This window comes from Arthrobacter antibioticus, from assembly GCF_030063205.1.
Lineage (GTDB): Bacteria > Actinomycetota > Actinomycetes > Actinomycetales > Micrococcaceae > Specibacter.
This window is the reverse complement of sequence record NZ_JASISQ010000004.1, coordinates 232,630-251,616: the sequence shown is the minus strand read 5'-3', so window position 1 is coordinate 251,616 and position 18,987 is coordinate 232,630. Positions and strand designations below refer to the sequence as shown.

Annotated in this window: 19 protein-coding genes; 12 read left to right on the top strand and 7 right to left on the bottom strand. The window is 57.8% G+C overall.

Annotated features, from left to right (window positions below):
- Nucleotides 1–54 precede the first annotated feature (54 nt).
- Nucleotides 55–1,569, top strand: a complete 1,515-nt coding sequence (locus QMG40_RS10970; protein WP_349361618.1) for an MFS transporter — start codon at nucleotides 55–57, stop codon at nucleotides 1,567–1,569.
- 111 nt (nucleotides 1,570–1,680) lie between these two features.
- Here QMG40_RS10970 and QMG40_RS10965 read toward each other — a convergent pair whose 3' ends face one another.
- Nucleotides 1,681–2,088 carry a DUF1844 domain-containing protein gene (locus QMG40_RS10965; RefSeq protein WP_283531087.1) on the bottom strand — a complete coding sequence of 136 codons (408 nt, stop codon included), beginning with the start codon at nucleotides 2,086–2,088 and terminating at the stop codon, nucleotides 1,681–1,683.
- Between the two features lie 279 nt (nucleotides 2,089–2,367).
- Here QMG40_RS10965 and infC point away from each other — a divergent pair, with 279 nt between their 5' ends.
- The 5 genes from infC to QMG40_RS10940 all read left to right on the top strand — a co-directional run bounded on the left by infC (nucleotide 2,368) and on the right by QMG40_RS10940 (nucleotide 6,498).
- Nucleotides 2,368–3,561, top strand: coding sequence for a translation initiation factor IF-3 (infC, locus tag QMG40_RS10960; protein ID WP_283531086.1), 1,194 nt, complete (start codon nucleotides 2,368–2,370; stop codon nucleotides 3,559–3,561).
- A 104-nt stretch (nucleotides 3,562–3,665) separates the two neighbouring features.
- The gene (gene rpmI, locus QMG40_RS10955) at nucleotides 3,666–3,860 is read left to right on the top strand and encodes a 50S ribosomal protein L35 (protein WP_038467906.1); all 195 of its coding nucleotides are present in this window, start codon (nucleotides 3,666–3,668) and stop codon (nucleotides 3,858–3,860) included.
- Between the two features lie 109 nt (nucleotides 3,861–3,969).
- Nucleotides 3,970–4,353, top strand: a complete 384-nt coding sequence (rplT, locus tag QMG40_RS10950) for a 50S ribosomal protein L20 (protein ID WP_283531085.1) — start codon at nucleotides 3,970–3,972, stop codon at nucleotides 4,351–4,353.
- A gap of 66 nt (nucleotides 4,354–4,419) precedes the next feature.
- Nucleotides 4,420–5,331, top strand: a complete 912-nt coding sequence (locus QMG40_RS10945; RefSeq protein ID WP_283531084.1) for a TrmH family RNA methyltransferase — start codon at nucleotides 4,420–4,422, stop codon at nucleotides 5,329–5,331.
- A 228-nt stretch (nucleotides 5,332–5,559) separates the two neighbouring features.
- Nucleotides 5,560–6,498 carry a cation diffusion facilitator family transporter gene (locus tag QMG40_RS10940; RefSeq protein WP_283531083.1) on the top strand — a complete coding sequence of 313 codons (939 nt, stop codon included), beginning with the start codon at nucleotides 5,560–5,562 and terminating at the stop codon, nucleotides 6,496–6,498.
- 85 nt (nucleotides 6,499–6,583) lie between these two features.
- Here the strand turns inward: QMG40_RS10940 and QMG40_RS10935 are convergent, their stop codons facing one another.
- Entirely contained in the window at nucleotides 6,584–7,816 is a 1,233-nt protein-coding gene (locus QMG40_RS10935; protein ID WP_283531082.1) for an MFS transporter, read from the bottom strand.
- Between the two features lie 138 nt (nucleotides 7,817–7,954).
- On the opposite strand from QMG40_RS10935, the gene QMG40_RS10930 reads away from it, so the two are divergent.
- Complete coding sequence (locus QMG40_RS10930; protein ID WP_283531081.1) at nucleotides 7,955–8,395, top strand: (deoxy)nucleoside triphosphate pyrophosphohydrolase; 441 nt, start codon at nucleotides 7,955–7,957, stop codon at nucleotides 8,393–8,395.
- A gap of 184 nt (nucleotides 8,396–8,579) precedes the next feature.
- Nucleotides 8,580–8,771 carry a DUF5302 domain-containing protein gene (locus QMG40_RS10925; RefSeq protein WP_283531080.1) on the top strand — a complete coding sequence of 64 codons (192 nt, stop codon included), beginning with the start codon at nucleotides 8,580–8,582 and terminating at the stop codon, nucleotides 8,769–8,771.
- 67 nt (nucleotides 8,772–8,838) lie between these two features.
- Here QMG40_RS10925 and QMG40_RS10920 read toward each other — a convergent pair whose 3' ends face one another.
- A complete protein-coding gene (locus tag QMG40_RS10920; RefSeq protein ID WP_283531079.1) occupies nucleotides 8,839–10,020 on the bottom strand; it encodes an Rv2578c family radical SAM protein in 1,182 nt (393 codons plus the stop codon).
- 205 nt (nucleotides 10,021–10,225) lie between these two features.
- Here QMG40_RS10920 and QMG40_RS10915 point away from each other — a divergent pair, with 205 nt between their 5' ends.
- Nucleotides 10,226–11,725 (top strand): long-chain-fatty-acid--CoA ligase, encoded by a 1,500-nt coding sequence (locus QMG40_RS10915; protein ID WP_283531078.1) that lies wholly within the window; start codon nucleotides 10,226–10,228, stop codon nucleotides 11,723–11,725.
- 165 nt (nucleotides 11,726–11,890) lie between these two features.
- Here QMG40_RS10915 and QMG40_RS10910 read toward each other — a convergent pair whose 3' ends face one another.
- The 4 genes from QMG40_RS10910 to QMG40_RS10895 are packed head-to-tail and all read right to left on the bottom strand — an operon-like array spanning nucleotide 11,891 to nucleotide 14,277.
- Nucleotides 11,891–12,589 carry an SIMPL domain-containing protein gene (locus QMG40_RS10910; RefSeq protein WP_283531077.1) on the bottom strand — a complete coding sequence of 233 codons (699 nt, stop codon included), beginning with the start codon at nucleotides 12,587–12,589 and terminating at the stop codon, nucleotides 11,891–11,893.
- The gene (locus QMG40_RS10905; protein WP_283531076.1) at nucleotides 12,586–13,086 is read right to left on the bottom strand and encodes a hypothetical protein; all 501 of its coding nucleotides are present in this window, start codon (nucleotides 13,084–13,086) and stop codon (nucleotides 12,586–12,588) included. The genes QMG40_RS10910 and QMG40_RS10905 overlap by 4 nt, the downstream gene beginning before the upstream one ends.
- Nucleotides 13,083–13,658: a hypothetical protein gene (locus QMG40_RS10900; RefSeq protein ID WP_283531075.1), complete on the bottom strand. Its 576-nt coding sequence runs from the start codon at nucleotides 13,656–13,658 to the stop codon at nucleotides 13,083–13,085. Before QMG40_RS10900 ends, QMG40_RS10905 begins: the two co-directional genes overlap by 4 nt.
- Before the next feature lie 13 nt (nucleotides 13,659–13,671).
- Nucleotides 13,672–14,277, bottom strand: a complete 606-nt coding sequence (locus QMG40_RS10895) for a hypothetical protein (RefSeq protein ID WP_283531074.1) — start codon at nucleotides 14,275–14,277, stop codon at nucleotides 13,672–13,674.
- 181 nt (nucleotides 14,278–14,458) lie between these two features.
- Between QMG40_RS10895 and pheS the strand changes: the two genes are divergently transcribed.
- From pheS to QMG40_RS10880, 3 genes are all read left to right on the top strand, one after another.
- Nucleotides 14,459–15,553: a phenylalanine--tRNA ligase subunit alpha gene (gene pheS / locus QMG40_RS10890; protein WP_459252989.1), complete on the top strand. Its 1,095-nt coding sequence runs from the start codon at nucleotides 14,459–14,461 to the stop codon at nucleotides 15,551–15,553.
- Nucleotides 15,554–15,556: 3 nt separating this feature from the next.
- Nucleotides 15,557–18,100, top strand: coding sequence for a phenylalanine--tRNA ligase subunit beta (gene pheT / locus QMG40_RS10885; protein ID WP_283531073.1), 2,544 nt, complete (start codon nucleotides 15,557–15,559; stop codon nucleotides 18,098–18,100).
- Nucleotides 18,101–18,595: 495 nt separating this feature from the next.
- Nucleotides 18,596–18,958, top strand: coding sequence for a hypothetical protein (locus QMG40_RS10880; RefSeq protein ID WP_283531072.1), 363 nt, complete (start codon nucleotides 18,596–18,598; stop codon nucleotides 18,956–18,958).
- The last annotated feature ends 29 nt before the right edge of the window (nucleotides 18,959–18,987 follow it).

The window sequence follows — 18,987 nt, the reverse complement described above, 5'->3', positions numbered from 1 at the left end:
CTACGAAGCGCAGCTGCTTTTTTGTGATGGTGCACAAGAAAGAGTTGCTTTGCCGTGAATTTTATTGCTTACCGAAAAGTTCTCGCCATCGGGCAAGTGCGCAGGCTGCTGATAGTTGCCATGATCGCACGCATTCCACATGCCGCAGCCGGAGTCTTGCTGACCCTGCATGTGGTGGAAAGCATGAAACTTAGTTATGCCTCCGCCGGTTTGGTGGCAGCGGCCATCACCATAGGTATGGCGTTCGGGGCTCCCTGGCGAGGGCGGCTTGTGGACATTTACGGTTTGCGTCGAGCCCTCATGCCTTCAGTCATTGCTGAAATTACTGTGTGGAGCGTTGCACCCTTCTTGAATTTCCAACTGCTCATCATTGCCGCAGTGATAGGCGGGCTTTTCGCTGTGCCCATCTTCTCGGTGGTGCGCCAAGCCCTGGGTGTTATGGTTCCTGCTGAACAGCGCAGAACCGCGTATGCGTTGGACTCGATGGGTGGGGAAATCACTTTCATGATCGGTCCAGCAGCTGGTGTCATGCTGGCAACCACTACTCACACTGTTGTTGGACTTGTCATCATTGGCGTGAGTGCCTCTCTTGCAGGGGTTTTCCTGATGTGGTTCAATCCGCCCACCCGCACCGGTCAAAGTGGAGCCTATGTGGCCCTGGACGGTGCTCACGGCCAGCCAGTTCAAGACCGGGCAGAACCAAGCGCGCCGGAGCTGGATGGAAAGCATTTCCTGAAACGGTTGTGGCTCAGGTCCAGACACAGTCTGGGCTGGCTTAATATTGCGGTACTCGCCATCCTCGGGACGTCACTGGGAGCAGGGCTGGTCCTGGCCGGGACAAACGTGGGAATGGTAGCCACTATGCGGTACAACGATCGGGTGGGTGACCTTGGGATTGTCTTCTTCTTCTGGTGTGGTTCATCCATCATTGGTGCCATTATTTACGGGGCTTTGAAGCGATCCATCAATCCGTTGTGGCTGTTGATGGCGATGGCTATTTTGATTATTCCGATGGGATTTGCCACTACCGCGTGGACACTGGGTCTGCTCTGCATCCTGCCAGGATTGCTCTGCGCACCTGTCCTGACATCAAGTGCTGAGCACATTGCCGATCTGGTGTCCGAAAAACGCCGTGGCGAGGCTATGGGGTGGTATGGCTCATCCATGACCCTTGGCAGCGCCATGGGTGCACCTTTTGCCGGCGCCGTGATCGATAAGATCGCACCGTGGGCAGGCTTTGTGATCGTTGGGCTGATCTGCGGGGTACTAGCCATAATAGGCCTGGTTGCCATGGCACTTTGGCGGCGCCGCACAAAGAGCGTAAGCGGGGCAACACCAGCAGTGTTGAGCGCAGCAACATTGCAAGGCCACCCGAGCCCTGACGTTCTTGCGGATATGCGTGCACCCGGTGAATTGCCCGGTCTGGTAGAGATCAGCAGCATTGGCGCGGTAACTACCCTTGCTGGCCCTGGAAGTATGGCCAATGCACAAGACCACAATATTCCTCAGGACGCTCTTGAAGGCCATAAGAACCATGAAAGTCTAGAGCGTGAAAGCGAACCCGTGTGAGTGACAAACAGACCCCAAGAAAACATATGCCGCCGTTTCGTTTGCACGCCACCGCTACAACGGCGGAATGTGCAACCGCAACGGCGGCAAGTGGGGGACTACTAAGCGGAATTAGTTGACTGCGCCTGTGAACTTCTCGCCCGGGCCCTTGCCGGGGGCGTCTGGGAATTCCGAGGCCTCGCGGAATGCGAGCTGGAGTGAGCGTAAACCATCGCGCAATGGTCCGGCGTGCTGGCTGCCAATTTCAGGCGATGCGGCGGTCACGAAGCCGGCCAGAGCTGTGATGAGCTTGCGGGCTTCATCCAAATCCTTTAGCTCTTCTGCGCCAGGACCTGCAGCCAGTCCGCACTTAACTGCAGCGGCGCTCATGAGGTGAACGGCCGCCGTCGTAATGACTTCAATGGCCGGAACTTCAGCGATATCACGCACCACCGAAGCTGCCTCTGTGTCCGTCAGGGCCTCTTCGGGGGCGCTCTGAAACGTGTTGCGGGTGTCCGAATTATTATCTGGGGTACTCATGCTGCTAAGCTTGTCATAGACCGACTCGATGCTGTTATTTATCGTGTGTTCAAAAGATGAAAGTCATTTGGGCCATAACCTCTGCAGCAGAGAGTTTGCAAGTGGAGTCCTCTCCCACCTTTCGACCCAATATTGGCGTTGTCTGGTTCAGGTTGGCGCCTTTCCTTTGTGAAAGGCAGGTAATCCCTTTGACGGGGGTTCCGCGCCGATCATTCGAGGCCTCCATTGCATCAGCAAATTGGAGGCCTTCTTCGTTGCTGGTGGTACTCACCCTTTCTTATGCAACAGGAGCTACACATTAGCGAGCCACGCATCAATGATCGAATCCGCGTCCCCGAGGTGCGGTTGGTTGGGCCGGCAGGCGAACAAGTGGGAGTTGTCCGCATTGAGGACGCCCTCCGTTTAGCAGCCGAGTCCGACTTGGATCTGGTTGAGGTAGCGCCGACGGCAAAGCCGCCGGTGTGCAAACTGATGGACTTCGGCAAGTACAAGTACGAAGCCGCCGTCAAGGCTCGTGAAGCCCGCAAGAACCAGACCAACACCGTTTTGAAGGAAATTCGTTTCCGCCTCAAAATCGACAAACACGATTACGAGACCAAGCGCGGTCATGCTCTTCGCTTCCTCGGCGCCGGTGACAAGGTCAAGGCCATGATTCAGTTCCGTGGCCGTGAGCAGCAGCGCCCTGAAATGGGCATTCGTCTCCTGCAGAAGTTCGCTGCAGAGGTGGCCGAGGTTGGCGTTATCGAATCAAGCCCCCGTATTGACGGCCGCAACATGGTCATGGTTATCGGCCCGTTGAAGAACAAGGCTGAGGCCAAGGCTGAGGCGCGGCGCAACCAGCAGCGTGCGGATGCAAAGGCTCACAACGAGGCAGTTGCCAATGGCACCGCTCGTGTCGATGTGGACAGGGACAATAAAACGTCCATGACCCAGTCTTTGGCGGAACTACTTCCCGAAGGTTTGCACCTGAATGAGGACGTCCCGGCACTGGCCAGCAGCGATGCACAAAAAGAGTCGGCTCCTCTAACGCAGGAAGCCACGACTGTTGCATCGACAGCTACAAAGACAACTGCTACCGAAGCTCCTACTACGGATGCTTCCGCAACTGTTGCGGCACCTGCGGCAAGTGCTCCGGCAGAAAAGGCCGCTCCCGCCGTCGCACCTGCCAAGGCTCCCACGAAGGCGCCGGCAGCGAAAGCTGCTGCTCCCAAGGCTGCTACTGCGGCAAAGGCGCCCACCGCCAAGGCTCCCGTGGCGAAAGCTGCAGCAGCCAAGCCGGCCGTAGCTCCCAAGCCTGTTCCCGCGCCAAAGCCTGTTACCGCAAAGCCCATCCCCATGCCGAAGCCCATGGCAAAGCCTGCAGCTGCAAAGCCTGCAAGCAAGCCTGCAGCCAAAGCAGCAGCAAAACCGGCCGCCAAGCCCGCCTCTGAAAAGAGTGCACCGGCGGCCGAAACCCCCAACTCGGCTGAATAAGGTCTTCACCTTTTCAGCAGTGAATACACCCACACAGTGACCCAACCGGTCGCTGCAAGAGAACCACAGGCAGCGCCGGTGGATACGTAAGGAGACAGGTCCTCATGCCTAAAATGAAGACACATAGTGGTGCGAAGAAGCGATTCAAGCTGACCGGTTCCGGTAAGCTGCGTCGCCAGCAGGCCAACCGCCGCCACTACCTGGAGCACAAGCCTTCCAGCTTGAAGCGTCGCCTGAAGGGTGACCTGTTGGTCGCCAAGGCTGATGTGCGCAACATCAAAAAGATGCTCGGCATCTAATTTCGCAAGTCAATCGGTGTCCTTCCCAGTTCCGGGACTGACACCAATCCAAACAAAGCCTTCCCCGGCATGATTGGCTTGGGATCTTTAAAATTGAAGGAGTACGCACGTGGCACGTGTGAAGAGGGCCGTAAACGCCCACAAAAAGCGTCGGGTTGTTCTTGAGCGCGCAAAGGGTTACCGCGGACAGCGTTCACGCCTTTACCGTAAGGCCAAAGAGCAGCTGCTGCACTCGTTTGTGTACAGCTATGGCGACCGCCGCAAGCGCAAGGGTGACTTCCGTCGCCTCTGGATCCAGCGTATCAACGCTGCATCACGCGCCAACGGCCTGACCTACAACCGTTTGATCCAGGGCCTGAAGGCTGCGCAGATCGAGGTTGACCGTCGCATGCTGGCCGATCTGGCTGTGAACGACGCCGGTGCTTTCGCCGCTTTGGTGAACATCGCAAAGGCTGCACTGCCTGCTGACACGTCAGCACCTGCAGCGAAGTAATTCCAGTTTTGTCCTAGGAACTTAGCGGTTCCAAGTTCTTGCCGTGTGACTGCTAAAGTCCTAAGCATGAATGCACCCGGGCGCCCACCAGCAGAAGCAATGACCAATCCTCGAGCAGATCGAGTGAGGGATGTTGCCAAGCTGGTTGGGCGCTCGAGCCGTTTAAAGCGACGACAGTTTTTAGCTGAGGGCCCGCAAGCCGTGCGGGAGGCTCTGCGTGCCCACCGCGAATGTCTTGCAGCAGGAGGCACCGCAGTGGTTGAGGCACTTTACGCAACTGTGGAGAGCTTGCGGAAATACCCCGAACTGCTTGAGGCGGCCTCCGCTCCCATCGCACGTTTGCAGGTGCGGATCGCCAGCGAGCTTGTGCTGGCGGCCATGACAGACACTCTCACTCCGCAAGGTATGGTGGCCGTGTGCAACTTCGTGGATGTCCCTTTGGCGCAGGTGATGGCCTCCAAACCCAAGCTGATCGCCATGTTGTGCCGTGTGCAGGATCCAGGCAATGCCGGAACTGTCCTGCGGGCAGCCGATGCTGCCGGCGCTGACGCCGTCATTTTCTCCCAGTCAAGTGTAGATATTTACAATCCGAAGGCAGTCCGTGCAACTGCCGGCTCGTTGTTTCATCTGCCGGTTGTGCTGGGTGCAGACCTCACCGAGGTCGTGGCCGCTGCGAAGGCGGCCGGTGTGGGCGTCCTGGCCGCTGATGGCTATGGCCAATTGAATTTGGACTTGCTGCAGGACGAAAGTGCCGCTCGGTCCTTTGACCAACAAATCCCCGACTCCACTTACGATCTGGAAGATCCCACAGTGTGGCTCTTTGGCAATGAAGCCCAAGGATTGGCGGGGGAGGAGAAGGCGTTGGCTGACCACCGAGTGGCAGTGCCCGTATACGGTGCGGCAGAGTCCTTGAACCTCGGCACAGCCGCTACCGTGTGCCTCTACGCCAGTGCGAGGGCCCAGCGCCGCGGTGCCTAGATTCTTTTTCTGATCGCCTTTTTGTGGACCGGGTGAGAGCTCAACTCTTTTACCGCGTACGACGGCGGGAGCTGCGCCAGGCAGTGAGGCCCACCAGCGCTGAAGTACTGGTGCAGCCACCGTTACGAATGGGTGCTTGAGTGCCGGGGCGACTGTAAACTCTTTTTTGTGGACAGCGCGTCCAGGCAGGTCGGTTTCGACTCTGCTAAGAGTTGAGGGGAAGTACCTGTGTCTCACGAAGGTGGAAGCAAGGCGATAGTTGCCGCGCTAATTGCGAATCTGTCCATTGCCGTGATGAAGTTCCTAGCGTATTTTTTGACGCTTTCTTCATCGATGCTGGCGGAGGGCATTCACTCCGTAGCCGACTCGGGAAACCAGCTGTTATTGCTGATTGGCGGCAAAAAGTCCAAACGCCAAGCGAGTGCTGAACATCCCTTTGGCTACGGCCGCGAACGCTACATCTACGCTTTCATTGTCTCCATTGTGTTGTTCAGTGTTGGTGGACTGTTCGCCCTCTATGAGGCATTCCAGAAATGGCAGCATCCCCACGGTATGGAACCGCAGTGGGCGTGGGTACCCGTTGTGGTGTTGCTGGGGGCGATCGCGTTGGAGGGCCGCTCATTCTATGTAGCTGTCAAAGAATCCAACGTAACGCGAGGCAAGCGCAGCTGGGCGCAATTCATTAAAACGGCAAAGGCCCCGGAACTTCCTGTGGTGCTGCTGGAGGATTCGGCGGCACTTGTGGGTTTGGTCTTCGCACTCTTTGGCGTATCCATGACTATAGCCACCGGCAACGGTTTGTGGGATGCAGCAGGTACAGCATTAATTGGTGTGCTTCTGGTGTGTGTGGCTGTCATTCTGGCCTTGGAGACGAAGTCGTTGCTCTTGGGAGAGTCTGCAAACGCTGGTGACATACAGGCTGTTGAAGCCGCCCTCGTTGGCGAGGGAGTGAGCAGGATTATCCACCTAAAAACCCTGCACCTTGGTCCTGAGGAACTGCTGGTGGCAGCCAAGATCGCTGTTGATGCCTGCGAAACTGGATTGCAGATTGCCGAAGCCATTAACGCTGCCGAGAAACGTGTTCGGGCAGCTGTTCCGATTGCCAAGGTCATCTACCTAGAGCCAGATATTTACACTGCCACTCATGAGCCTGAAGCTCTGCCCTAACCGACGTTAAGTGAGCGAGCGTTGAGCAGAAACCGACGTTAAGTGAGCGAGCGTTGAGCGGAAACCGACGTTAAGTGAGCGAGCGTCAGCTGGTGGGGGATGGGCTCAGCTGGGCTTTTTTCTGGCCACGTTTGTCCAGGAACCCACTGAACAAGGCAATGCCAAGTCCCAATACGGCTAGAACCGCACCCACCAAGGCTGGAGCCGTGTAGCCCCATCCCCAGGTGATGACCAGCCCACCGAGAAAGGCGCCAAGCGCATTAGCCAGGTTTAGTGCAGAGTGGTTTAACGAGGACGCCAACGTTGGCGCCCCCGGGGAAACATCCAGCAGTCTTGTTTGCAGCGAGGGAATGAGCATGGCGCCTGAGGCGCCAATGACAAAGATCATGAGCAGGGCCATCCATTGAATGTGAACTGAGAGCGCATAAATGACAAGCATCGCTGCAATAAAGCCCATGACAAGGTAGATGCTGCCCATGACGGACCAGTCGGCAATCCGCCCGCCCACATAGTTTCCAACCACCATGCCCACCCCGTACAGACCAACAATGATCGGCAGGAAGTCGGAGGCGAAGCCGGCAACATCGGTCATGGTGTTGGCAACGTAAGTGTAGACGGCAAAGAAGCCGCCAAAACCGACTACCCCGATCAGGAGCGTCAGCCACATCTGCCCGCGGCGAAGGGCGCTCAGCTCGTTGCGCAGGCTAGCGTCCGGGTGTGCTTTCTGTGCGGGAACGAAGATGGACATGCACACCATGGTGATCACACCAATGAGGGCGACCAAAACGAACAGCCAGCGCCACCCGAACTGCTGACCTACAAAGGTCGCCAGTGGTACACCAAGGACATTGGCTACGGACAAGCCCATCATGACCATGGAAATTGCCCTGCCGCGCTTTGTTGGCGCAACCATCGATGCAGCCAGCACTGCAGCAACACCAAAGAATGCACCGTGGGGCAGCCCGGCAATGAAACGAGTGATCAAAAGCGTTGTGTAGTCATTGGCGAAAACCGAGAGCAGGTTGCCTACAGTAAAAAGGGCCATCAAACTTAGCGCCAATGCCTTGCGTGGCATTTTGGCGCTGACGGCGATCAACAGTGGCGCACCAATGACAACACCCAGCGCGTAGGCAGAGATCACGTGTCCGGCCGTTGGGACGCTGACGCCCACACCTTCAGCGACGTTGGGCAGAAGACCCATCATGGCAAATTCGGTGGTGCCGATCCCAAACCCGCCGATGGCCAGAGACAAGATTGCCCAGGCCACAACCTTTGGTGATGCGGGCGTGGTGTCGCGCAGGTTTTTAACCAGGGTCATGAATAATACTTTCGCAGGGTGGATTTCCTCCGCATCCGCTCTGTGCTGGGCGGGCGGTGCCGGCGCCGATTTGTCGGGGCCATGCGGTGCAAGACATCTAGATGCCAGCTCCAGTCTAGTTCGCCATAGACTAAAGCTGTGACTACGCAGAAACAGATAGTGGGCGCGGCCCTCGTGGATTCTTTGGAAAAACCTTCGATGCTTTTAGCTGCAAGACGCAGTGCCCCACCTGAGTTGGCCGGGTTGTGGGAGTTTCCAGGAGGGAAAATTGAGCCCGGTGAAGCCCCGCAGGAAGCCCTACACAGGGAGTTGTTGGAGGAGCTGGGGGTCAAGTCTGTTTTGGGTGCTGAACTGTGCTGCCCAACCGCCGAGGGCTGGCCGTTGAATGCTCATGCCTCCATGCGCGTGTGGCTGGCCACCGTGATCGACGGCACACCAGAACCGTTGGAGGATCACGACATGTTGCAATGGGTTGAGCTGGCGGGACAACAGATCTTTGACTTGGACTGGATTCCGGCAGATCGCCCTATTGTGCACGCGTTGGTGAGTTTCACCTCCCGAGCGCAAACGACGCACTGATAGTTTTCTTCCGGCTGTTTGGCAGGCGTCGTTGAACGGCCAGCGTATGGCCGCAGGGAGCCGCAGCGAGTTGTTGGCAAGTGCTTGCCAGGGGGTGCACGTGGAGAATAAATGGCTGCACAGGTGTTGAATATTGCGTGCCCTGTGCCAGACTAAGTGCAGAAGACCCCAAGGAGGTTGTGCCATGACGAGTGAAAACCACGACGAACAAGCCCCCAACGGTGCCAGTGAGGAAACCAAAGAAAAGTTTCGACAGGCGCTGGAAAACAAGAAGAACAAGCAGCATGGCAGTGTTGGCGCCGCTAGCGATGCAAAAATCAACGCATCACACGGTGCAGCCAGTCACAAACGTGAGTTCCGCCGCAAGAGCGGATAACCCGCGGTTGCACCCCACAGGGGCTGACCACAACTGAGTTTCTGCAGCAGCGAGCCTAGATGTGTGTTTAGAACAATGTGGGGGCAAGACTGATTGAGGCGGGACTCTCCACGGAGGGTCCCGCTTTTTTGCTACCGGTACTGGACTGCTCCCTTAAAGTTGTGCTGGCAGGTGCGGTGGCCTGGGAGCTCATTTCAGGCAGGCTGCCTGGGGGATATTGTGCCTCTTCCTGCCGTGGGTCATGAACAAATCCCTGAGATATGAAGCCATGCCTGAGCTTGGCTTTTTTCACACGAAGGGCAAGCCACTGGCGGTATTCCTTAGAGGCATACGCGCCTGATCCGTAGAGATGCTGATAACGTCCCACCAATGCGGGATGTTCCCGAGCCAACCATTGCATGAACCACTCTCTGGTCCCTGCCCGCAAATAGAGGGCGCCAGCGCTTACTCCCGTGGCTCCGGCAGCAGCTAACGCCGCCAGCAGCGAATCCAGAGCCTGCTCAGAATCGGTCAACCACGGCAGAATAGGCATCGCCATGACACCGCAGGGAAGCCCGGCGTCTCGCAATCTGGTGATCAGGCCCAGCCGAGCCTTGGGTGTGGGAGTGCCAGGCTCCAGCGTATGAGCCAACTCCTGGTCCACAAGCGCCAGCGAGATACCCATGCCAATGCTGACCTGTTCTCCGGCCTGACGGAGCAAGGGGATATCTCTGGCCAGTAAGGTGCCTTTCGTCAAGATGGAGAATGGTGTCCCTGAGTCAGCGAGGGCGCTGATGATTCCAGGCATGAGCTTATAGCGGCCTTCAGCGCGTTGGTAGGGATCCGTGTTGGTTCCCAACGCCACATGCTCGTGCTTCCATGAGGCCTTGAATAGTTCTTTGCGCAACACTTCTGCCACGTTAGCTTTGACAACAACCTGGGAATCAAAATCAACTCCAGGGTCAAAATCTAAATATGTGTGGCTTTTGCGGGCGAAGCAGTAGACGCACGCATGGGAGCAGCCGCGGTATGGGTTTACTGTCCAAGTAAAAGGCATGGCCGAACTGGGCGGCACCTTGTTCAGGGCCGACTTTGAAAGCACTTCATGAAAAGTAATTCCGGCAAACTCTGGTGTCTGCACGCTTTTGAGAAGTCCGGCCAACGGCAGCAGCGGCTGTGCCCCGGGTAAGCACATTGCAGCAACGTCCACGGCACTGCTGGTTTGCTCGGGGAAGAGTGGCTGATTGAGTTCCTGGTTTGTCCACCGCATAATTTATTAGAACATATATTCTATTTTACATCAAGAACCGGAATATAAATGTTTACTACTCGCCAGTAGCACCGTGCGCTGAATCACGCTTATTGGCAATATGGTGGAGGCATAGGGACATTGAAGTCCCCACTGCCGGTGTGGTCCCTGATCAGAAGTGATCGTTTCCCCGCCGCCGGAGAACCCTCAGCACAAAGGAGCAATCATGACGAACTTGGCCACTATCGTCCCCGCATCGGCGGCACGAAATCCCGGCGGGATTGCCATCAAGCTGGATGACATTGAGCTCTCCTTTGGTGCGCTGGAGGTGCTTAGCTCCAAGGTGGCGGCACTGTTGGCGCAGCGCGGTGTTGAGCCAGGAGACAGGGTGGCCTTAATTTCACCGAACCTGCCTCAAATGCCGCCCATCTACTATGGAATCCTGCGTTATGGTGCCATCGTCGTGCCGTTAAACCCGTTGCTAAAGTCTCGCGAAGTTGCCTACCACCTCAAGGATTCAGGAGCCAAGCTGGCTTTCGCTTGGGAAGGCGTCATTGGGGAAGTTGAAGCTGGAGCTGCAGATACAGGTACCTCGATCATTTCCATCGACGCTGCGTTCATGACGTTGTTGGCGCCGCTTGAGCCGTTAGCCGGGGTTGCTGAGGCTGAAAAGAACGACACTGCAGTCATTCTTTACACTTCAGGAACCACGGGCAAGCCTAAGGGCGCCGAACTTACCCATGAGAACTTGCGCAGCAACGCTGAAGTCTCGGTTAAGCTCTTCGGCAGCAGCGACGGAGACGTGATATTCGGTGGACTACCCTTCTTCCACATCTTTGGCCAGACCTGCGCACTGAACTCATCCGTGATGGCCGGAGCAACAGTGACGCTGCTGCCCAGATTTGATCCGGTCAAAGCCTTGGAGATCATTCAGCGCGATAAGGTCACCATCTTTGAAGGCGTTCCGAGCATGTATGTGGCTTTGCTGCGCGCCCCCGGGCGGGAAAACTACGACCTGAGCAGTTTGCGCTTGGCGGCCTCAGGCGGCTCAGCGCTGCCGGTAGAAATTCTGCGTGAATTTGAATCAACGTTCCAGGCCACGCTGTTGGAGGGCTACGGACTCTCAGAAACCTCGCCTGTGATCACCTTCAATCAGACCGACGGAATCCGCAAGGCCGGCTCTATTGGCACTATGGTGACTGGCGCACAGCTGCGGATTGTTGATGAAGCTGGTGCCGACGTTGAACCTGGTGCTGTGGGCGAGATCGCTGTGGCTGGGCCCTTTGTGATGAAGGGGTACTGGAACAATCCGGAAGCAACTGCTGCTGCGATCCCCGATGGTTGGTTCCGCACAGGAGACTTGGGTCGTAAGGATGAAGATGGTGTGTACTTCATCGTGGACAGGAAGAAGGACATGATCCTGCGTGGCGGTTACAACATTTACCCGCGCGAGATTGAGGAAGTCCTGTACGAGCACCCTGCCGTTGCTGAGGCTGCCGTGTTGGGCAGGCCCGACGCCGCCCACGGCGAAGAGATCTGCGCTGCGGTTGCGTTGAAGGAAGGTGCTGCGGGTTCCGAGGATCTGGAAGCGCTCGCCGCCGACATCAAGGAGTTCGTCAAGGCCCGCGTTGCCGCCTACAAATATCCACGCAAGATCATGATCATGGATGCCCTCCCCAAGGGACCTACCGGAAAGATTCTCAAGCGCGAGATCGACGCTTCCTAGGCGCAGTAGTTTGGGCTGTGAGTAGTCCACTCAGAGCACAGAGTACAGGGCATAGATGGCGCCTGCGCGGCCCGGTGAGTAAATCACCCGGGCCGCGCAGGCGCCATCCCAATAACCCCTATTGCATACTCCTCTTGAATGTGGGTTGGCACCAATGGATCGAAACTAGATCAGCAACCAGGTGACCTGGACGGCCATAGAGACGCTGCTTTGCCCAGGTTCTATGGTCATTGAACTATCTGAAGATAAAGCAGTGCGCACCATTGTTGACCGCTGTGGCACCTCAGGAACGGTGCCCTCACAAATATTGCTCACGGCACCCAACGAACGTCCGGCCAATTGCGCATATAGTTCGGCTGCCCGCGTAGCATCGGCCCAGGCTTGAGTTCGGGCGCCGTCATATGCAGCGGTGAGGTCCGAGACCATGGCGCTCATCCCATTCAAGCGAACGTTGTTATTTCCCGTGTCTACAACGGCGGCAATGATGTCTTCGCCGCCTTGGTCGTAGCGCAGGGCCACCGTCAGCGTGCTGGAGACCGTATAACCAGTCACCACCGACCCTGTGCCTTCCTGCCACCTGGTATCTGCCCGCACGTCCAGTGACGACGAGCCAAGCGCATCCCGTGACACCTCACGAGCAAGCAGCGCGGCATTGACTGCATTCAGGGCTTCGCTGGCGTTTGCGTACGCCTCGCGCACAGTTGGCGCGGCAGCCTCGATGCCAATGTTGATATTGAAATAGTCGGGGGTCGTCTGCACAGTGCCTTGACCCGTGACGGTAACGGTGTTGGTCAGTGCAGAAGATGTCAGTGCAGAAGAGGTCAGTGCAGAAGTGTTGTGTGCAGAAGTGTTGAGTGCAGTCATGACGGCGTCCCTTTCCATGGTGCTCTGGGGTGAGTTGTTTTCAAAGAGGTGAAGCGGCAGAAATAGTTTCGTAGCGCCGGCAACCGAGCGATCGTGGGTAGCTCACGGTAACCGCCCAAGGCCAAACCGGCATTTTGTTCGAAGAAGTTTCGGCTTCCGGGATCACCCGTACGCCACAAGGAGTACACCGCACACGCCGCGTACAAAGGTAAGAATGGCAGGCCCAGGCACCAGGCATACTGTGTTGCGTGGCCGGCTTCGTGCTCCAACAGATCCGGACGGGAGTCAATGAACCTCCGGTCAGCTCGATAGAAAATCACGTTGCCTACAGTAAACGCTCCTGCCAACGGAAGCTTGGGCCGGTAATTCGTCCCAAAGATCAATCCCTGCGGACCCTTTTCAACCCTTGTCCGGGTTAACGCGGCCAGGAGCAGTCCCGCACCGGTAGAAAAGTTAAGGGTGTTGGCAATGCAACGGATGTGGAGGGAGGTTTTCATGAACTAATCTCCTGTGGCTCCAGGGTATGGCTGTCGGCAATGGCCAGTGCCGCGAGTGCGTTCGCGGTTGCCGGTTTGGACTTCCCGCAGTTATCCAGCGGCCACTGAATATGGACTGCATCGCCTGTTCCGTTCACCAGCCAGAGCTCCGGCAAGCGCTCCCCATAGTCCAGACAGTTGGCAACACCGCCCTTGTCACTGGGTTCGGCAAGGGCTGCCAACAAGGCGCTATAGTCGCCAGTGAGATGCTCTTGGAGCACTGTGCTCTTTGCCGGAGCCGGTGACGTTGTTGAATCAGCAGAAGGAAACTGGCGCTCAAAGGTGCAGCGCACCACATCTACTGGGAGAAATTGCTCAGGAACTCGCCCCATCAGTTTCGTTGAGGGATCCGTGGAATCAGTGCCCGTCCCTGTAGGCAGGGAACAATCCACTGTGCTCTGGATGGCTGCTGGTTCCGGCAAGTAGTGTTCCAGCAGGTAGGGGGACGATGAACTGCATCCGGCCAGCAGCAGCGCTGTGGCAGCCAATGCCGCTGTGACGGAGCCAGTTGCCCCGCTCTTGATGACCCTCACTGTGTGAAGTCTTTCACTGTGATGGGCCTCGAAGGAAAGAGAGGCTGGTGCTTGAAGTGAGAGCCAGTCCAGCCAAGGCGGCTAACAAGGCAGGGAAGTCCCCGTCCAGGTGCTCCTCCACCACGGTGTAAACGGACTCTGGAGCAACCGTTGAAGGCGGATCCGTGAGAGGCGGATCCGTTGACGGTGGTCCCGTTGGCAGATACAGGTCAAGACTGCCCAGCACCACGCGCGAGGTCGCGAAGCCCTCGGGAACACTCACTCTAGCGAGCGACGCCGGATCCTTCTGTTGTGCTTCTGGCATACGGGGTACCGCCACCTGGCAGTCAAAGCCGTCAAGGACAACCGCCGGTTCAGGAACGTAGTGGCTGACACCGCCGGGAATCAGCGAGCACCCTGCCAGCGAACCGACCACTAGAGATCCCTGCACTAGAGATCCCTGCACTACAGATCCCTGCACTACAGATCCCTGCACTACAGATCCCAGCGCCAGAGAACCGACGCGTGCAGAACCCAGCCTCCGCCCGGCCAACCGGGACAATGAGGCAAGGTGCGTGGAGCGCGCACGGTGAGTGACCGGCGTCGTACCTCCACGGTGGGAGGCGGCAGAGGTGGTCATGAACCACAGCGTAGCAAGGCAAAGGCACGCCTGAGACGTGACGCTGGTAAAGAGTAGGCCGCAGTTTGCCTCAGGGAGCGGCCCAGGATTGAAAACACGCAGGCACAGTCAACTAGACTGGTTGCGGCGGGAGGAGCTACCCCGCCGCTTACTCGCACACGAGCTTAGGTAAAAACTGTAGATGTCAGAGATGCCCCACCAGACGGCAGAGATGCCCGAATCAACCACCGAAACCGCAGTAATCCCGGATCCGCTTGACGAAGGCGCCATTGGCACCGCCGTTGCGAACGCGCTCGCAGCCATCGCTGCTGCGGCTACGCTCGATGGGCTTAAGACCGCGCGGCTGGCACACACCGGCGAAAAATCGCCGCTGAGCCTGGCCAACCGTGAGATCGGTGGACTCGCCAAAGAGTTCAAGGCCGCCGCAGGCAAAATCATGGGCGCCTCACGCGGCCGTGTTGCCAAAGCGCTCGCAGCCCGCACAGTAGTGCTGGAAGCAGAGGATGCGGCCCGTATCCTCCTCGAGGAAACAGTGGATGTCACCGCAGCACCGCGGCGCCGCCGGGCCGGCGCCCGTCATCCGTTGTCCACCTTGCAAGATCGTGTCAGCGATATCTTCGTGGGCATGGGTTGGGAAATCGCCGAGGGTCCCGAGCTGGAATCGGAGTGGTTTAACTTTGACGCACTGAACTTCGCCCCGGACCACCCAGCACGGGAAATGCAGGACACTTTCTTCGTGGAACCTCCCGAAGCTCATTTGGTGATGCGAACTCACACCTCTCCGGTGCAGGTCCGTGCGCTGTTGGAACGTGAGCTGCCTGTGTATGTGCTGTGTCCGGGCAAGGTGTTCCGCACCGATGAGCTGGACGCCACGCACACTCCCGTCTTCCACCAGTTCGAAGGTCTGGCGATCGATAAGGACTTGTCCATGGCGGATCTTGTTGGCACGTTGGAGCACTTCACCCGGCAGATGTTTGGCGAAGAAGCCCGTGTTCGGATTCGACCGAACTTCTTCCCGTTCACTGAGCCCTCCGCCGAGCTGGATATTTGGCACCCGGGAGCAAAGGGCGGTGCGCGTTGGATCGAGTGGGGTGGCTGCGGCATGGTCAACCCGAATGTTCTGCGCGCAGCCGGCATTGACCCGGATATCTACTCAGGATTTGCTTTTGGCATGGGCATCGAGCGGGCTTTGATGTTCCGCAACGAAGTGGCCGACATGCACGACATGATCGAAGGCGATGTACGTTTCAGCGAACACTTTGGGATGGAGATTTAGTCCGTGCGTATTCCACTGACTTGGCTGCGCGAGTATGCGCAGGTACCGGCAGGAGCAACTGCCGAAGACGTTATGACCGATCTTGTTAAGGTTGGTTTTGAAGAAGAAGCTGTTCACCGTCCCATGGATGAGCTCAGCGGCCCCATTGTGGTGGGCCAGGTGTTGTCCAAGGAGCCAGAAGCGCAGTCCAACGGCAAAACCATCAACTGGTGCTCCGTTCGTGTGGTGCCCGAAGGCACGCAGCAGACCCTGGACATAGAGGGCATTGACCCTTCCGGCATACAGGGCATTGTGTGCGGTGCGCACAACTTTGAGGTGGGGGACAAGGTTGTTGTCACCCTGCCCGGATCCGTGCTGCCAGGAGACTTCCGCATCACCCCGCGTAAGACCTATGGTCATGTCTCCGCCGGCATGATCGCCTCCGTCCGTGAGCTTGGCATTGGCGAGGATCATGATGGCATCCTGGTGCTTTCAACCCTGGGCCTTGACCCGGAAGTGGGCTCCGACGCGCTAGCGTTGCTGGGCCTGGATGATGAAGCTGCGGAAATCAACGTCACCCCGGACCGCGGCTACGTGTTCAGCATCCGTGGCGCAGCCCGCGAATACGCGCACGCCACCGACAGTGTCTTCACCGATCCGGCATCGCTGGTTTCGCTCACGGAAACTACCGGACCCGGATATGGGGTGCGGCTAGCTGACGATGCCCCCATTTACGGGAAGGAGGGCTGCGATCGTTTTGTAGCCCGGACAGTCAGTGGGGTCAATGCTGGCGCGCCGACTCCCACCTGGATGTCCTCGCGCTTGCGTTTAGCGGGCATTCGCTCGATTTCGCTGCTTGTGGACATCTCCAACTACGTCATGTTGGAACTGGGACAGCCGCTGCACTTCTACGACGCCGACAAGTTGGCCGGAGAGATTGTGGTCCGCCGGGCAGTGGCCGGAGAAACGCTAAAAACCCTTGACGGCAAGGTCCGCAAGCTCAATCCAGAAGACCTGCTGATCACCGATGACAATGGAGCCCTTGGCGTTGCCGGTGTTATGGGGGGCGCTTCCACCGAGGTCACTGCCGGGACAATAAACGTCCTTATTGAAGCAGCGCGCTTTGAAGAAGTTTCCATTTCCCGTTCGCGTCGCCGTCACAAGTTGCCCTCCGAGGCGTCTAAGCGGTTTGAACGTGGCGTGGATCCTGCTGTGGCCCACGTGGGCGCTCAGCGTGCCGTGAACCTGCTGGTTGAACTCGCCGGAGGTACCGAGGAGACCACTGTCACAGATGTTGGTACGCCCGCCGTCGCAGGTCCCGTGTTCCTGCCTTTGGGCTTCACTTCGGCACGGATCGGGATCGACTTCTCACAGGAGCAGATCATCGGTTCGCTGACGGATCTAGGTGCCGCAGTGGAAAAGGTCGACGGCGGATATTCCGTCACAGCCCCGAGCTGGCGATACGACCTTGTCACCAAGGAAGACCTGACGGAGGAAGTAGTCCGCCTGGTGGGCTACGAGCAGATCCCTTCCACACTGCCCACTGCACCTCCGGGCCGGGGCTACTCCCGCACCCAGCAGCAGCGCCGCGGCACTGTGCAAGCATTAGCCCACTCAGGCCTGACAGAAGTTCTGGCTTACCCGTTCGTATCAAAGACCTCCAATGAGACCTTTGGTGTGGCGAAGGCAGGGGAAGCACGCGCAGCGGTGAAGCTTGCCAACCCGTTGAGTGAGGAATTTGGGTACTTGCGGACCTCGGTACTGCCTGGGCTGATTGAGATTGCAAAGCGTAATCACTCGCGCGGATTCCATGATCTTGCATTATTTGAATCAGGTCTTGTATTTTTGCCCTCGGGTGTGATGGGTTCACCTTCGATCCCACCTCTGGGTGTCAAGCCAACAGATGAGGTTCTGGATGCCTTGGATGAGGGCATTCCGTACCAGCCATTGACCATGGGCGCGCTCTTCACAGGAAAAGATTCACCCGCGGCTGTCGCCCATACCCCACGCGCCTGGGACTGGGCGGATGCCATTGACGCTGCCGTGCTGGTGGCCGATGTAGTGGGTGTTGAACTGGTGATCTCACAAGGAGAGCACCAGGCATTCCATCCGGGCCGCACTGCACAGCTTGCGCTACGCAGCGGAGAGGTTGTTGGCTACGCTGGCGAGCTTCATCCTAAGCTGCTTGCGGACCTGCACATGCCTGCCCGCTCGGTGGCCATGGAAATCAATGCCGAGAAGGTCTTTGCTGCGGCACCAGATGTCATTGTTGCTAAGCCGATCTCAACCTTCCCGGTTGCTACTCAGGATGTTGCCCTTGTGGTTCCGGTAGAAATTCCGGCACAGCGTGTGTTGGAAACCCTGCGCGAGGGCGCCGGTGTGCTCCTTGAAGATGTTGCCTTGTTTGATGATTATCAGGGCACGGGCATTCCCGAGGGACGCAAGTCGCTGGCATTTGGGCTGCGTTTCCGTGCTGCTGACCGCACATTGACAGCCGATGAAGCCTCAGGCGCCCGCGCCGCAGCGGTGGAACTGGCTGTTGAGAGGTTCGGCGCCACCCAGCGCTGATGACTGCGCCACGCAGTGCTAACAACTGATCCACCCGTGGTAACTGGGATGGAAACATAAGTGCTAGAAATACGTGCGCCAGGAACAACAGAAGAGGCGGCTTCCCTTGCCAAGGGGGCCGCCTTTTCGGCACTTTCACTGGCTGATCAAAACTGTCACTGGCTGATCAAATAGCGGTCTAAATCCGCACCGGTGCGTTTGTTCACCAAGACGGGGGTCCAAGGCTCATTGGCGTCACGGAATTGGCAGGACAAATAATGGCAGAAGCGCGCAAGTTGGGGATGTCTCAGCAGGAAATTGTGCGACTAATTGGGGGATTTAAAAACGAATGACACGGAAAAGACAATACTTCTGACGTGGTCCAACGGCTTTTGGCCGCACTAACGGTGCTGCTGCCGGTGCTGGCCGTGGTGGTTTCGTGGCCAGCTCGGCCCGGGCGCATTGCCGGCCGAGCTGGCCTCACACTGGTCAGGCAATGGACCAGCAGATGAATCCATGAAAACGGGCACACTGCGGGCACTCTCGCTTGCCCTGACGGGAGTTCCGGCCGTCGCCGCTCTTGTGGTTGTCTTCCGGTGTGGGATGGGTGCCGCGGTACGTGGCTGGTGGGCGATCGTCCTAATGGTGTCCTTGGTGGAGGCGGGCGCCTGGTCCAAGACCGTCACTTCGAAAGTTCTGCAGCTGCTCCCGCTCAGGATCCTGCTTTTGGGTGTTTTTATCTACGTGCCAGAAGAAGCGAGGGGGAACGGAGGTGCATCGGTTTTGGGGATTGCAGACATAGTGCTTGCTGGACATTGCGGACGTGGAGGCTACCGAGCTGAAGCCGACGGATTGGGGTGGCTGGGGCTACCGCGTTAGGGCATGGGGGAGCGCGCAAGGGGGTAGAC